The sequence below is a fragment of the Paenibacillus sp. FSL K6-3182 genome (assembly GCF_037976325.1).
Classification (GTDB): domain Bacteria; phylum Bacillota; class Bacilli; order Paenibacillales; family Paenibacillaceae; genus Pristimantibacillus.
On sequence record NZ_CP150265.1, the window covers coordinates 3572483 to 3586746 of the forward strand.

General features: G+C 42.0%; 13 protein-coding genes. 9 read left to right on the top strand and 4 right to left on the bottom strand.

The window, feature by feature from the left end:
* Positions 1 to 373: 373 nt before the first annotated feature.
* The 3 genes from MHH56_RS15585 to MHH56_RS15595 all read left to right on the top strand — a co-directional run bounded on the left by MHH56_RS15585 (position 374) and on the right by MHH56_RS15595 (position 1871).
* Positions 374 to 904, top strand: a complete 531-nt coding sequence (locus tag MHH56_RS15585; RefSeq protein ID WP_339209199.1) for a hypothetical protein — start codon at positions 374 to 376, stop codon at positions 902 to 904.
* 123 nt (positions 905 to 1027) lie between these two features.
* Positions 1028 to 1276 (top strand): hypothetical protein, encoded by a 249-nt coding sequence (locus MHH56_RS15590; protein ID WP_339209200.1) that lies wholly within the window; start codon positions 1028 to 1030, stop codon positions 1274 to 1276.
* A 76-nt stretch (positions 1277 to 1352) separates the two neighbouring features.
* Positions 1353 to 1871, top strand: a complete 519-nt coding sequence (locus MHH56_RS15595) for a tyrosine-type recombinase/integrase (protein ID WP_339209606.1) — start codon at positions 1353 to 1355, stop codon at positions 1869 to 1871.
* Positions 1872 to 2186: 315 nt separating this feature from the next.
* On the opposite strand, the gene MHH56_RS15600 is transcribed toward MHH56_RS15595, so the two are convergent.
* A complete protein-coding gene (locus tag MHH56_RS15600) occupies positions 2187 to 3206 on the bottom strand; it encodes an alpha/beta fold hydrolase (RefSeq protein WP_339209201.1) in 1020 nt (339 codons plus the stop codon).
* Positions 3207 to 3350: 144 nt separating this feature from the next.
* On the opposite strand from MHH56_RS15600, the gene MHH56_RS15605 reads away from it, so the two are divergent.
* From MHH56_RS15605 to MHH56_RS15625, 5 genes are all read left to right on the top strand, one after another.
* Complete coding sequence (locus tag MHH56_RS15605; RefSeq protein WP_339209202.1) at positions 3351 to 4286, top strand: LysR family transcriptional regulator; 936 nt, start codon at positions 3351 to 3353, stop codon at positions 4284 to 4286.
* 251 nt (positions 4287 to 4537) lie between these two features.
* Positions 4538 to 4732 (top strand): hypothetical protein, encoded by a 195-nt coding sequence (locus tag MHH56_RS15610; RefSeq protein WP_339209203.1) that lies wholly within the window; start codon positions 4538 to 4540, stop codon positions 4730 to 4732.
* 132 nt (positions 4733 to 4864) lie between these two features.
* Positions 4865 to 5458, top strand: coding sequence for a hypothetical protein (locus MHH56_RS15615; protein WP_339209204.1), 594 nt, complete (start codon positions 4865 to 4867; stop codon positions 5456 to 5458).
* A gap of 548 nt (positions 5459 to 6006) precedes the next feature.
* On the top strand, positions 6007 to 8982 hold the full coding sequence (locus MHH56_RS15620) for a hypothetical protein (protein ID WP_339209206.1): 2976 nt from the start codon (positions 6007 to 6009) through the stop codon (positions 8980 to 8982).
* Positions 8983 to 9172: 190 nt separating this feature from the next.
* Complete coding sequence (locus tag MHH56_RS15625) at positions 9173 to 9796, top strand: hypothetical protein (RefSeq protein ID WP_339209207.1); 624 nt, start codon at positions 9173 to 9175, stop codon at positions 9794 to 9796.
* A gap of 47 nt (positions 9797 to 9843) precedes the next feature.
* Here MHH56_RS15625 and MHH56_RS15630 read toward each other — a convergent pair whose 3' ends face one another.
* Complete coding sequence (locus tag MHH56_RS15630; RefSeq protein WP_339209209.1) at positions 9844 to 10074, bottom strand: hypothetical protein; 231 nt, start codon at positions 10072 to 10074, stop codon at positions 9844 to 9846.
* 991 nt (positions 10075 to 11065) lie between these two features.
* Here MHH56_RS15630 and MHH56_RS15635 point away from each other — a divergent pair.
* Positions 11066 to 11533, top strand: a complete 468-nt coding sequence (locus MHH56_RS15635; protein WP_339209211.1) for a hypothetical protein — start codon at positions 11066 to 11068, stop codon at positions 11531 to 11533.
* A 212-nt stretch (positions 11534 to 11745) separates the two neighbouring features.
* Here the strand turns inward: MHH56_RS15635 and MHH56_RS15640 are convergent, their stop codons facing one another.
* Together MHH56_RS15640 and MHH56_RS15645 are read right to left on the bottom strand one after the other, a co-directional pair.
* Positions 11746 to 12108, bottom strand: coding sequence for a hypothetical protein (locus MHH56_RS15640; protein WP_339209213.1), 363 nt, complete (start codon positions 12106 to 12108; stop codon positions 11746 to 11748).
* Positions 12109 to 13507: 1399 nt separating this feature from the next.
* The gene (locus tag MHH56_RS15645) at positions 13508 to 14164 is read right to left on the bottom strand and encodes a nucleotidyltransferase domain-containing protein (RefSeq protein WP_339209215.1); all 657 of its coding nucleotides are present in this window, start codon (positions 14162 to 14164) and stop codon (positions 13508 to 13510) included.
* Between the last annotated feature and the right edge of the window lie 100 nt (positions 14165 to 14264).

Genomic DNA, 14264 nt, shown 5'->3' on the forward strand with positions numbered 1-14264 from the left:
CAGAACGAAAATCGAGCTATATGGTGTATGACACTAAATTGTCGGATGACAAGAATATGAGCCGATTAATTACCGCGTAAATCGCGGTTTTTTTATTTTATCGGTACATATTCTTGGCAATGTGCAATGTCAAGAATATGTACCGAATGCCGAAAAAGGCCAAGAATGTATAGCGATTGCCGATGAGCTATTTATCATGTGTTGGGCTTGTTTCACAATAAAATAAAGACTCGGCCTCTGTTCTGCTGGGCGTTAAGCTAACGGGCAGGTTAGTTTAATCAATTCACGAATACCTTAAACATGGTGAATTTGGGGAAAAGACGTTATACAAAAAACTCACGTGAAAGGATAATGATTAATGAACCTATATAAATTGAGTGATATTGTGATACAAATTGCAGTTCACTCATTTCTAAATGAAACAAAACTATCAGAAGAAAAATTGAAGCAAACCCTAACATACTTGTACAAAAAAATAGATATTATTGGCACAGATAATGTTGAATTACGAAACCCTTTAAATCTTGACGAATCCGTTTTTTACTTTAGAGATAGAGAGACTCCCTTAACTGGACAAGAAATGATTACAGGGGATTATTTGATTTTTGATTATACTGGTCACAATGAGGATATGTTCATTAAACAATTTAATTCCATTAATGAGCTAGAAGAAGAGATTACTGATGGCGGGGGGATAACCAATACATTTACAACATTTCAAATTGCACTTGTTTTTGGTAAAGTTCGTCACTACAATATCACATTTACAAATGGGAACAACGGTCAGGAGTATAACTTTGTAAAAGATGTTCACGATGCACTACCAGAATATAATTATGAAGAAGGAAAACCAGGGACTCAGCTATTTGAAATTACAAACGTAAGGATACATTGGCTTGATTAATCGAGGTGTCGGGCTTTCGCTATAATTCATTAAGCTAACGGGCAACTTTAGTTAAATAGCCCCAGTGTAAAACCTTTTATTCGAAGCAAACTAGAATTAATTGCTCTTATAGGAGGTTTTATTGTGATCTTAAGTGAACTTTGGAATCATTATGAGGCGGATAAACGAATTCAAGGGTTTAGCCCAAATACATTGCGTGCTTATGCTTTGCAAATCAAGATGTTGATTACGGATCTCGGGGATATAGATATTTTCGAGGGTAACTCTAAATCTCCTGAAGGAATACTTAGCAAAGCAATCAGATCGTTTAAAGCCAAGCAGTCTAGGGCACCGTATCCGCTTTGTACGTTCCTTATTTCGGTTTGCATTTGAAGAAACCTATCTAACTAGCAATCCTTCCGTTAAACTGCGTGAGCCAAAAATGGAGAAGCGAGTACCTAAGTTTTTGATGGAAGAAGATGTGATACATTTAAAGATCTCTTGTCAGACCTTACGGGAAAGAGCTCTTCTTGAATTTCTATATTGTACAGGTTGTCGTATAGGTGAGGTGGAGAAGTTAAACATTGAGGACTTGAACTGGGAAAACTGCTCGGCCATTGTAAACGGAAAAGGGGCAAAGCAAAGAGAAGTTTACTTCACCACGGAGTGTAAAGTATGGTTGAAAAAGTATTTAGACAGTCGCGAAGACTCGTGTAAAGCCCTGTTTGTAACAGATACCAATCCAGTGAAACGAATGGCTATACCGACGCTCATATGGACATTAAAGCGGTTAGCATCTCGCGGGGCAGTTGCAGCAAATGTATATCCTCATCGTTTTCGTCATACTTATGCATGTCAATTGCTCGACAATGGAGCACCATTAGATTTCATCCAAGGCATGTTAGGGCATGAAAAGGCATCAACCACACAAATCTATGCTCAACTACGCGGTGAACGACGGAGAGAACTATATCGGCGATTCTTTTAGCTTTGTTAGCGGCAGATCTCATTTAGGGTCTGCCGCTATTCCACTATCGGGAAGGATAGATGAATTTTGTGAATATACTTCAGGTATGCGTACGATAAAAAATAAGTTTAACTTTTAAGATTAAAGACGTGCTACAGTCTTCAGAGTTCACTGAATTCGTTAAAGGAAGTACGATCGCAGAAAAAAGAGGTCGAACCAGTAAGTTCTGGTGACCTCAAATCCGATCGGTTAGGTTATGAATTCATGAGAGATATAACCGGGCTAAAGAACAGGGAATCTTGCTAGGCCTGACAGACATCCAATGCAAGTGACGATCTATTCTTTAGTGCTAAGTGACAACAAGTGTTTTAGATTGTCATCAATATATTGATTATCGGCACTGTTGATTCCACGACCGGCAAAATGGCCCCAGATCGATTGGATTGGTTTCAAGACAGCATTAGGTATACGCTTAGCTTCGTATTCATTATCGTCCGCTGTGCAAAAGAGATCCGTGCTTCCCGGCATGATACAGGCAAGAGCTTTTATGCTCTGAAGTGCTTTATCAAAGTCTCCGTTATAGGAGGGGGTTGCACTGATATCTGCATGTTGGCCTGTCCATAACATTGCCAGAACATTATGAGGATCCATATTCATAAAGCTATCTTCCCAGACACCAGCTACAAAATCCTCCAATGTGTCAAATCCCATCTCACGGTAAAGCTCTTCTCTATAAAACGCATGTGATAGTCCCCATCCCGCATACACCCGACCAACGGCACGCATGTCTGTAGAACTTAGTTGGTTTAATTTACTTGAGTCGAAGCCGACTGCAGATAGCAGTGAGGCTTTTACACCTTCAAGCACTACATATGTGTGAGGCCAAGGTTTGGCGATGCCTCCGAAAGGTGCGATTCGTTCGACCATCTCCGGGTAACTTGCCCCCCATTGAAATGCCTGAATGCCGCCCATCGACCACCCGACGACGAGAGCAATCTTTTGAATACCGAATTTTTCGGTCAGCAGTTGGTGCTGGAATCGAACGTTATCATAGATGGTTACCTGTGGAAAGTTAGCCCGATCAAATGGAGCAGGCGTGTTACTGGGAGAGGAAGATAGCCCATTGCCCAGCAAATTGGGAACGATAATAAAATATTTCTCTGGATCGAGTGCCATCCCGCTGCCAATGAGCCATTCATTCTGAACATGCTGATCCCCAAAAGCTGTTGGATAGACAATAACATTATCCTTCTGTTCATTTAATTTTCCGTATGTTTTATAAGCAAGAAAAGCATTTGGTAACGTCACTCCTGATTGTAAGAGTACATCACCCAAATTAAAAATTTCATAGTCCATCGTATAGTCGCTCCCTTCAAAATGAAAAACCACATGTTCACTGTGATCTCTTGTGCTCAGTATAGAGCTGTGATACTCTCAATAAAAGTGAATAGAATTCAAGATAGCATTCAATAAAATTGAAAGATGAAGGGGGAGCATCGGATGGAATTGCGTCAACTGAATACGTTTTGTACGGTTGCAACAACATTAAATTTCACGCGGGCAGCAGAAGTGCTGAGCTACGTTCCTTCCAACGTCACGATGCAAATTAAAGCATTGGAAGATGAGCTAGGTGTTCGCCTCTTTGATCGGTTGGGCAAGCAACTCGCCCTCACAACTGCGGGTAAACGCTTTTTAACACACGCCCAAGGTGTTCTTGAAAAAATGGAGGAAGCTCGTAGTGCTGTCCATGATAATGAAAAACTAAGTGGTACCTTAACGATCAGTGCGAATGAGGTTATTTGCTCCTACCGGCTTCCACCTGTCTTCCAACGGTTTCGTTCGCAGCATCCGGGAGTTCGTCTAATCTTCCGCTCAGTTCCGAATCAAGAGCTCAAGCAAACGCTCTTTGAAGGAACCACGGATATTGTTTATATGTTGGATGAACCCATTCGCTCGAGTGGACTTTCCGTGGAACCTTTGCTGGAAGAACATTTCCGATTGTTAGCTGCTCCAGATCACCCACTCGTCAAACGAACTGTGCTTCAGTTGGAAGATTTTCACGGAGAAGTATTCCTGACGAATGAAAAGGGTTGTCCTTATCGAACTATGTTTGATCGATCATTTGAGAAAGAGGGCATTGATAGCATTACATATTTAGAGTTTCAAAGTGCTGAAGCCATTAAACAATGTGCAATTTCAGGAATCGGTATTGCCTTTCTTCCTGAGATCGTCGCGGAATCCGAAATTGAACGCGGAGAACTTGTTGTCCTCCCATGGCAAATTCCGGACTTGCAGGTATATACACAGATGTTGTGGCATAAAGACAAGTGGCTTTCACCAATCATGTTATCTTTCATAGAAGCAACCAGCGCAGTTTTTGGTTCACAGAATGAGAAACTAGTTTTTCCGACCAAGGGCAAGAACTTAACTCCATAGCTGAAAAGGTTAAGAACATGGACCAATGTCGATTAGAATATTAATCTGTTTCGTTAAGCTAACGAGGAACGATAGCACAACAACTAGGGAGCTGTCGCCGCGCGGTTGGGGAGTGATTGAAGACGGAGACTTTCAAAGAAAGAGCCTACGTATATTTATTGTATTGTGTTCTTCTAGATATTCGGAGCGCATCTTATACTCATCGTATTAAATGGTGGAATCCTGCATCTTGGGTCCAGGCTAAGTATAATGTGATTGAAATAAACAATATTGCCGATGTTTTTCATAACTTACCTGATTTGATTGTTAACAGACCAGATGAATTTGATGAAAAATGGTTTTGGGATTACTTAAGAAATCGACTTCCAGAGAAATATGAATTCTATAATAAAGTTTTCAATGAAAAGATAAATGAAATTGTTCGTTCAACTAACGGGAAACGATAGTTCCACCCCTGAAGGGCTACTATATGGCAGCCCTTCGCTACGCTAACGGGCAGTTTAGCGCAACTTAAGACTATATTAATCATATGAATTAGGTAGGAAAGTAAATGAGTTCCATAAAAGGGATGAAGCTAGTTGCAGACGAAAAGATGGATTGTATCAATCAGCTTGATTATTATCGTCATTGGCGCAATCTGGGTCATGTATGTGAAGCACCCCAGCACAATTGATGTAAAGCTGATTGGTGTTAAGTATCAGTTAGGTTACGAAGATGTAAAATCGGGGATAGAGCCTGCGACTGTTATAATTCAGGGCAAGGTGCATACGAGCTTGAAAAGAGAGCGAATATTTAAGGGTGTAGTACGAATTGTAGGTGAACAAATTCCAGTGCCTCAGGATCAGCGCAATATAGAAATTCATTTTTCTAGAGACGGCTGGGGCTCAATAGCCTATCCTTATTTTCTTTATGACGAACGGGGAACAACTGTAGGAGCTGAAATTTACCAGTCACATTCTATATTCGCGAACAAAGACTTTAGTCAAGTAACATTCCTTATAACAACGCCCAATCAACAGTCTGAATCCGAAGATGGAAATCTTCAGACCGTTTGGAACACTGAGAATGGAAAGATGCTATCTGCCCCCGCAACAACACGAGAAGAGGCCCTAGCCTTATCCAATAAGCTGATGCGTGAATATTTGAAACCTTATGGGAAGTCTTTACGATAACCTGTACATCACATGATTAAGCTAACGGGAAACGATAGTTGAAAACCAAAAGGGCTGCCGCGTGGCCAATGTCATTAAGATAAGCTCAAAGACAAGACCGGGAATAAAACGGAATTCGAAACGGCATGGGGGATAAGCCCTATGCCGTTTGTTTTTTTGGTGCAAGCAAGGAAAAAAGCGTACAGTAAACAAAACGGACGGGATATCCGCTTAAAAAATGTACATGTGAACCGAATTATGCTACTCAGTAAACGAAGCTCACAGTTGTTTCGAACGGATTTTGCGCGTATTCTTCTGACCTGGGCGAATGGGTAGAATCGGCTAAATGTTTTTGCGAATCACCTTAACTTAATGACATTGCCTATATTGGGTGTTTTTTTGCTATGTATGAAAAAATGGTCTCTTTATGAATATAAAATAAATTTAGTTATTCAAAATGAATAATTTTGTATATAATAATGCTTACCACACAAATCATCCCAGCTCAGAGAAAGTCGATAAATGCTTACTCATACATAGAAATTAAATCGAAATGGAGGATGAAGAAAGTGAATGTAAGAAACAAAATAGTTGTTTCCGGTATCATTTCATGCTTGTTCGCCACGCTGCTCACGGGTTTGCCGCTGGGAAGCTGGAATCAGCCAGTACGTGGAGGCAGCTTGGGGATTGCGAGCGCCGCCGAAGCGCCGCCTAAAGCTAGCTTGGTCAAGTGGGGGGAGTTCCATGAGGCGCTTGCTGCAGGTGATCCGGCCGATACCCAGCATGTGTCCAATCTGCATGACGAGCTTAATGGGCTGGATGACTTGAATGACCAGACGCTTATTGATCCGGTATGGAATAAGATACTCCTAAAGCTCCCTGCCCATGTCGATAAAGTAAAAGTGAAAGCCGATCTTTTTCGGTTTTTAAAAGCGGTCATCGTCAGCCAATTTGATCCGAAGGCTAGCGAATTGGAAAACATCCGCGGCAATGCCGATTACCGCGCGGCGATTCAAGCAATTTCTGCCGCAGCGGGGCAGCCAAGCCTGACACTCGAGGATTTTTTACTTTTTCTGTATGGCGACGGCAACAGTCGTAAAGGGCTTGAAGGGAGTGTCAAGGATGAAATTCATAATATGGACCCATTTTCGTTAATGGCACTGACACAGGAAAGAGAGAAGGTTTACAATCTTCTTTTCTCCGAAATGAAAGAGGTGCTTGGCTTATCGAACGACTATCAGGTCAGCAGAGTTTTCCGCAATCTAGGGGTAACCGCTCTGAACGTGCAGGAGATGCTGCAAAGCTTTGGGAATAGGCTGCAGCTCGATACGGATGCTTTTGTCGGAATCGCCGTCGCCTATATGCGCTCGAATGTGAGCACCAGCTATCGTATAGCCCATTACGATGGCAATGTCACGGACGGCCGTATTTATCATTATGATCTAGGTGTATTCGGAGCCTATGTATTGCCAGCTCAACTGGTTTGGTCCAAGCGTTCGGGAAGCTCTGATCTGAAGGTCTTTCCTAGCGGAGGCATGGAATTAGTTTACCCTGCACGCAGCGCGAAAGCGCTTATTCAAGTCAACCTGCTTCATCCATACGGCGGTCCGGATAAGGTAATCTTCGAGAAAGAGGTGAGGCATTCGCATTCATTTGCGGACTTCCCGGAGGAGCCTTTCATCGCGAGAATGGGCAAGCTGTACGGTACGCTTGAAGAGGGGCCTCCTTCTGACTTGTCAAATGTACGCAGCTTGCAGGAGGAGTGGGCGGCTCTTGATGTGAATTCAAACTTGCAACTGCTCGATCCCATTTCGAATAAGCTCACGCCAGCTCAAGCGGATGGGATGAAAATTGCCCTGTTTCAGCTGCTGAAAGAGACCGCAGGCTTGTATTTCGACCCGCAGGAAGCCCGGTTGGATGCCATTCGCACTAACGCTGACTATAAGCTGCTGCTTAATAACATCATCCCGGTTTACTCCAACGGCGCTGAGCAGCTTCTGATCCTGTTGTTCGGTGATGACGCCGCCCGAGGCGGGGTGCAAGGCGAAATGCTGGGACTTCTTGCAAGACAATCTCCGGAGGACTTGATCGCCCTACTTCATAATGAAGAGAAGCGCAAGCAGCTACTTCGATCGGCAATCGATACGGTCTTAAGCGAATCGGATGACGGGCAGCGAACGACATATTTTTATGCTTTGGGCAGCGCTCTTAAGCAAAGAGGGGTGACAACGGAGGATCTCCTAAGCGTCTTGAGCGACTTTGAAGATAGGCTTGGACATAGCGAATCAGCTACCAGTGCCATGCTGAGCGCCTACTTTCGCTCCGAAACACAGGAAACGGCGAACATTAGCGATGATGGGCTGAAGCATACCTATGCGTTGTCTGTGCTTGGGAAGTCCGTCCCTGCCGAGCTTCTGACATGGTCCAAAGTATCAGGCAGCGATGCCGTGATGGTGATGCCTGGTGGAGTCGTTACGATCCCGCCATATACGCCGGAGGTGTCTGCTGTCATCCAGGCGAAGGCGATCAGCCCGGATGGACAATCGGAGAGCATTCTTTTCCGGAAAGAAGTAACATTGAAGGCTGCCGATACGGGAAGCGAGCCCGCTATTCCAGCGCTCCTACTGGAGCGCATGAATAGGCTGCACGAGGCTATTGCAGCGGGAGGCTCCCAGTCGGTACAGAAAATACATGCCGTTCAAGAAGAAATAGCCGGGCTTGACGATAACGAGATGCAGTTTCTCATAGATCCGATCTGGAATAAAATAAGCGAAAAGCTGCCAGCCTCCGTTGATGCATTACTGTTAAAGACCAGCCTATTCCGATTGATCAAGGCTGCTGGTGCCTTACAGTATGACCCTCAGGCGTCTGAGCTTAAGGCCATGCTGGCGAATCCCGAATATCAGTCTGCGTTAGCCATCCTGACGGAAGCCGGCGGCAGCGCGGATGTGAGTATCGACGATATGGTTGTTTTTCTATTCGGCGATGGGAGTCAGGCAAAGGGAATCGAGGGAAATGTCCGCGATATTTTGGCTGCCAAAAAACCAAAGGAAATTACAGCGCTATTTTCAAATAAGAAAGCGGTAAGCTCCCTAATCAATCAAGCTTTAACCGAAGTATTGCAGCAAAGAGACCGGTATGCCGTAAGTGAATGGATTCATGGATTAGGTATTACGGCGGCTGAGTGGCAAGCCGTTTCCGTAGGCTTTCAGCAAGCGCTGGAGAAGGAGAAGCCGGCAATGAATGCTTGGTTAATGGCATATATTCGTTCCGAGGTTCAGGAAACGGCGACTATTAGCGACAATGGCACGAAGCATCAATACAGGCTTAACGTATTAGGGGCAGAGCTGCCGTCCGCGTTCGTGAAGTGGATTAAGCTGTCTGGAGACAAAGCGGTCAATGTGAAGCTTAACGGGACCGTTTCCCTTTCGAACAAACAATCAAGCGGAAGAGCGGTCATTCAAGCCGTATGGCTGAATGCTTCTGGGGGGAATGCAAAGGTTATTTTTCAGAAGGAAGTAGAGCTCGTTAAGGAAGCGGAATAAGAACAAACGTTAAATATGGCTACGGGATTGACCTTTTCGGATAAGCGGCTCATTCTCCAAGGAGATTGCAGCTGCTTATTTTCGTTGCGGATAGTCCTCATATTTACTTCCGGCTACTTATGCTGGATAATAAAGAAAATTTATGGATGATCATGAGCGCGGTTCTTGCATACGATTGGAGGCATATCGAATGAATGTTTTTCTTCTCAATTCTGAATTTCACGGCGCGCGGCATGTCCCTACATTTTTGAGAGACCATTACGTCGGCTTTGAATGGCCGGGTATAGGGGATTTAGAGCAGTTAAGCAAGGAGGCTGGACAGGAGAAGGTTGTTCAGGCTTCCGATCAAAAGGGGGCGGTGCTGCTGGATCGGCTGCTCGAGATCGGCTCCTTCGTTTACGATATGCAGGACGGGGATTATCTTTTTCTGGCAGATGGCGATCATGTTCATATGGGCGACTTAGGCGACTATTACTACGTGGATAGACCGTCCGAGGAGGACGGGGGCCTCTGCCATCGGCGAGGCGTGACATGGCTGAAGAGCTTGCTGAGGTCGGAGCTGCATCCGGAGCTGAAGTCTTTTGTAGACAGGAAGGTTACCATCTCGATGCTCGAGCGGAAGGTAACGCCGGAGCAGATTGAGCACTGGCTGGATAAGCCTTTCGGACAGGTGGTGGGTACGGAACGAACATGTTCAGTCGATCAGGAGACCATTACGTTGGCGCTGGATATATTAAGGAAGGCGATGATAAGCGGGGATCCCGATCGGAGAGAACGTGCTGCAATTGCCGTGCTTCAATTCGCTAAGCAATAGAGTTCCATAGACAGGCAACAAAAAGAGCACCGGTTCGGTCAATGTCATTAAGATAAGCTCAAAGACAAGGTCGAGAATGAAACGGAATTCGAAACGGCATGGGGAGAAGCCCTATGCCGATTGTTTTTTTTGGTGCAAGCAAGGAAAAAAGTTTGAAAATAGGTGTCCGTGTCCGCAGAATCTGTTGTGATATGCAAATCCGGACCGTCAACGGCAAGTAATCGATACCCTCGGTAGTCCTTGATATCCGTATACGACTCTGTAAATGCGACCTTCATCTGCTTGTCAAGTCCTTTTTCATTTTATTCAAAAAAAAGAGCGGGTTATCTTTTTGATAACCTGCTCTTTTTCTTGATATTTGGTCTGCACCTTAACTTAATGACATTGGCCGCGTGGCTGCCCTTCCCCGTTACGCTAACTGGCAGGTTAGTTTAGCACACCGTCATTTATACAAAGTTTCAATTAAGGAGGTGTTTTGAATTATCAGAAGGAGATGGAGGTATTACGGAGCAACTTATCTTATTGGTTACATAATTTCAATTTATGGAACGGGCATTCCTCAGTGGTACTACTTAATTCCAGTTAAAATAGTGGCCTGTTGTTTTATGCTGATTGGTGGAAGTTCTATATATTACATGGCGGAAGAAAAACTTCATTTATTATTGGCTTTCTTTAGGTCATTAAGTATATCGCAATATCATTTGCAATCTTATTCGTCTTTGCTTTGATACAGCATATTTTTGATATTAACTTATCTGCAATAGTAGGAATTTAATAGTTTAACTCGCTGAACTAACGGGATACGTTAGTTAAACAAAAGTGAAGCAGTCCATAACTTTGAGCTCAGAGGCTGGTTAGCAACCGGTGGTGATTATGTGATAGTCGAGATTGATGGTTATTTCTAGCATTCATTTCTTATCGGCAAGACATGTTCAATAAAGGAATTAAGTGATATGTACAGAGTAGCCAAAAACCTATGCACGAGCATGAGTGTGTTTACAGATGTTTTTTGCAGGCTTTTTCAATTTGAGCGGGTGCCTTCATTATATCTGGAGAGCGTCAGATCTGAAATCGTAATTGATACCGATACTGATCACATTTATGCGCCAAGAAATTAAGCTTACTGGGAACTAAAGCTTCATAATCACCAGGATGAGGCTGCCGGCATTAATCGGCATCCTCGTTGAGCTAACGAGCAGGATAGTTCATTGAAATCAGGATAAAATGGAAAACATGCATGATATAATGTTGTAGGAAGTGAAATATAGTATGAACAAAAAATCATTACTTGAATGGGAAACTAGCCATAATGCAATAAATAGGACTGTCGAAGGCTTTTGGAGTTATTTTAGAAAATGGCGTCAAGAAGAGAAAGTCGATTACCACGACACATTTCATGGAAAGTTGTATGAGGATTTTATTAGTGTACATGAACGGTCAATGTACCTTAAATATACTTTTAACCTTGAAGAAGCAGTAATATTTTGTTCAGTAAATATTTTTTATTTAGAAGAACACATCGGTACTTATGATATTGAATTTAATTTAGACAGAGAAATTGCTGATGAATATTTAGATTTTGACGATATTTTATTCAAAGATAGGGTGTTGAAAATGAAACATAACTTGAGAATTGCCCGAAATGCCTTAAAACAAGGAATTGAAATTGGAACAGTATCCAATATTACTGGAATTGATTCAAATTATATTGAGATTTTGAAGGTGAAATATTGTTAAGCTAAGCGATCATTTGTTATACCCCAATGTTCATTTGACATCGTATACATCCTAGAAACAAGATGGATTTAAAATACTTACAGTCAAGCTGAGCGATTTCAGGAATTCCTCCTGAGATTCGCTCTTTTTTTTTCGCATTTTAAGTCCTAATAATTTAATAAACCTCTCGTCATAGACGAGAGGTTTTAATGATAATTTCTATTTATTCGCTATTAACTCGCAAAACCTGCCATAACATGCCAGCTCCCTGGAGCTGATAACGTATAACGGTATTCGCCAGCTGGTTGTCCAGTTGCTATTGTTAATAATGGTGTGGTTGTAGAACCCGGATAAGTCCATTCTTGAGGGTTCAACGTGATTTGTTTGGAAGCAACAAATGTGTTCCCGCGATAAACATTAATCGTCAAAGTATCACGGTATTTACCCGTGTTAACAATAACGCCATGTCCAAATTTAATGGTTCCGCTTGAGATTGTGACGTTCGGGCTAGTGTAACTAAACGCAGCGAATGCTGTTGCTGCAAAACTCAAAAGCATGACTAAAACAAGTGAGAGGGAAAATATACCTTTCTTCATCCTTACATCTCCTTTAATTAGAAATATTAGTGAATTATGTAAGAGGGCCTCTGCACCAAGAGTATAGACAAAGCTATAGAATAAGTAAAGGTGAAAATCATACTATATGTTCAGTTTGCAGATGATAGAATATTATCCCCGATCCGCGCCGTGCTGATATATTCCGGAAGCAGTTTGACTATCTGTTTCCAAAATAAGTAGGGTCTAGAGGAGCTTAGTGTTGATTTCCCTATATCTGATGGAACAAAAATGAATAGGATGATTGTAATATTCTTTGAGGAAGTCAGTAGCTCACAGATAGACACTTGAGTGGACGGGAAGCCACTGTTAGCGGACAACTTCGCGCAGCCAACTCGATGCGACCTCAAGAGGTGCTGGCGTAGTGTGCGTCCTATGAATATCATTATATTTGATTAATAGCAATCAAATTTGCCGATACTAATGATACCGGCTGCCTTCTATTGGATAAAGGGGGAGTGTGAGAGCGCTTCCTCGATTTAGGGTGTGTGGACAAAATAACAATGCTAAGAATACAAGATAGATTGTGACACAAGCCATGGAAAATTCAGTTGTTACTAGGCTTTAAATCGATCTGTGAACATATGTACAAAATACGAGTTTTGTGAAGTAGTAGTAATGAAATTAACATTAATGACTGATTCATCTTTAACTTGCTGTTACTTCACTTACTCTTGCTTTCATTTTATGTACTTCATTATAATGAAAATTCCATACAACTTCCGCTCCAAATTAAACGGTTTGCTCTTGTGAATTAATACTAATAAAATCTAGAGTTTAATTTCATTAGTAATTCTACAATTCAGCTGTCGTAATTATCCTTAGAGTTAATTTTAGAGTTAATCCTTAAAGTTTATTTTGCTCATCATGAATTGTAATTCTAAATTCATGTAAAGTTCCCATTGTAAAAACTAATTTTTCCCATATTTTTCAATGTTCATTTTTTCAGTCATACCACAATGTTTTTCTATAATACTGCAGCTGCAATTTTCTTAAACGGATTGATCAATGAACTTGCATTGGATCATAAAAAAATCACCAATATGACGCATGTATTGGTTAATAATTTCCTCCTAACAACGAATAATTTTAACTTAATCATCGTTAACCTGCCCGTTAGTGCAACGAGGTTGCCGATCCGTACCGGCAGCCTCGTTCTAGTTGCTTATTGAGCTATAGTGTCGCGTTAGTTCAGCAGATTTTTATTTTTCACTAGATTGTCTGTTTCGTGAATCAGATCATGTAACAGGCTTAGAGCTTTCTCCAAACCGGCCTGCTCTTCTGTCACTAAGGTGAATATCTTGTTTATTCTATGGGAGTAATTGCTTGGGACCATGCTAAAAGTATCGACGATAGCAGCAGCTCCTTTTTCGTTCATCCATTATGTTTCATTAAGTGCAAACAAAACCTGATTTAAACAAGAGACTGATCTAAAACAACATCCAGCAAAGTAAGATAAATCATTTTTATAGATACCTTTTTTCCCATTCTCTAAGGAGAAATTCGCTTCCCATAAAAATTTTTGAATTACTGCTTTTTGCAAAACGTGCGAGTATGGACTTGTTCTAGACTTCATTTCTCCAATAAGACCTGTTGGATCCCATAAAATCCTACACAACGCGATTTCAGCTAAATATATAGAATTGATAAATCCATGAGGATGTCCCGGTTGATAGTCGATTGTAAGATCCCCTCTGAGACAGTTGTCAATTACTTTTGACACTATATTAAGATCACGGTATAAAAAATCGACCGGTTGTTGATGCACTTTCAGCCAACCACCACCATTTATCCATGGACCCCAGCCACCGATTTCTGTTATTAAATTGACTCTATTATCATCATCCAAGGTGGAAGCTATCCGATCAAGGTGTGAAATATCTAACCCATTGTTTAGGTTATAATAAATTCCAATATCAATATCAGAGTTGGGGTTTTCAGTCCCCCTAGCTCTTGAACCACCTAAAACCAGAGCCTGCACACCATGGATTTGCTTAAGACAATCAATAATTTTGGAAATAATACTTTGTACATCCATACCTCTCACTCCGTTCGAATATGTCTAAAGCTGCCCGTTATCTTAACGCCTATCCGTACATCTATACAAAAACCTTTATTTTGTGAAGATGTACAAGGAG

Bases quoted from the DNA above. Each gene is read 5' to 3' on its own strand.
- MHH56_RS15630 (WP_339209209.1), bottom strand. From the start codon at position 10,074: ATGAAGGTCGCATTTACAGAGTCGTATACGGATATCAAGGACTACCGA.
- MHH56_RS15595 (WP_339209606.1), top strand. From the start codon at position 1,353: ATGGAAGAAGATGTGATACATTTAAAGATCTCTTGTCAGACCTTACGG.
- MHH56_RS15640 (WP_339209213.1), bottom strand. From the start codon at position 12,108: ATGAAGAAAGGTATATTTTCCCTCTCACTTGTTTTAGTCATGCTTTTG.
- MHH56_RS15605 (WP_339209202.1), top strand. From the start codon at position 3,351: ATGGAATTGCGTCAACTGAATACGTTTTGTACGGTTGCAACAACATTA.
- MHH56_RS15635 (WP_339209211.1), top strand. From the start codon at position 11,066: ATGAACAAAAAATCATTACTTGAATGGGAAACTAGCCATAATGCAATA.
- MHH56_RS15600 (WP_339209201.1), bottom strand. From the start codon at position 3,206: ATGGACTATGAAATTTTTAATTTGGGTGATGTACTCTTACAATCAGGA.
- MHH56_RS15645 (WP_339209215.1), bottom strand. From the start codon at position 14,164: ATGGATGTACAAAGTATTATTTCCAAAATTATTGATTGTCTTAAGCAA.
- MHH56_RS15625 (WP_339209207.1), top strand. From the start codon at position 9,173: ATGAATGTTTTTCTTCTCAATTCTGAATTTCACGGCGCGCGGCATGTC.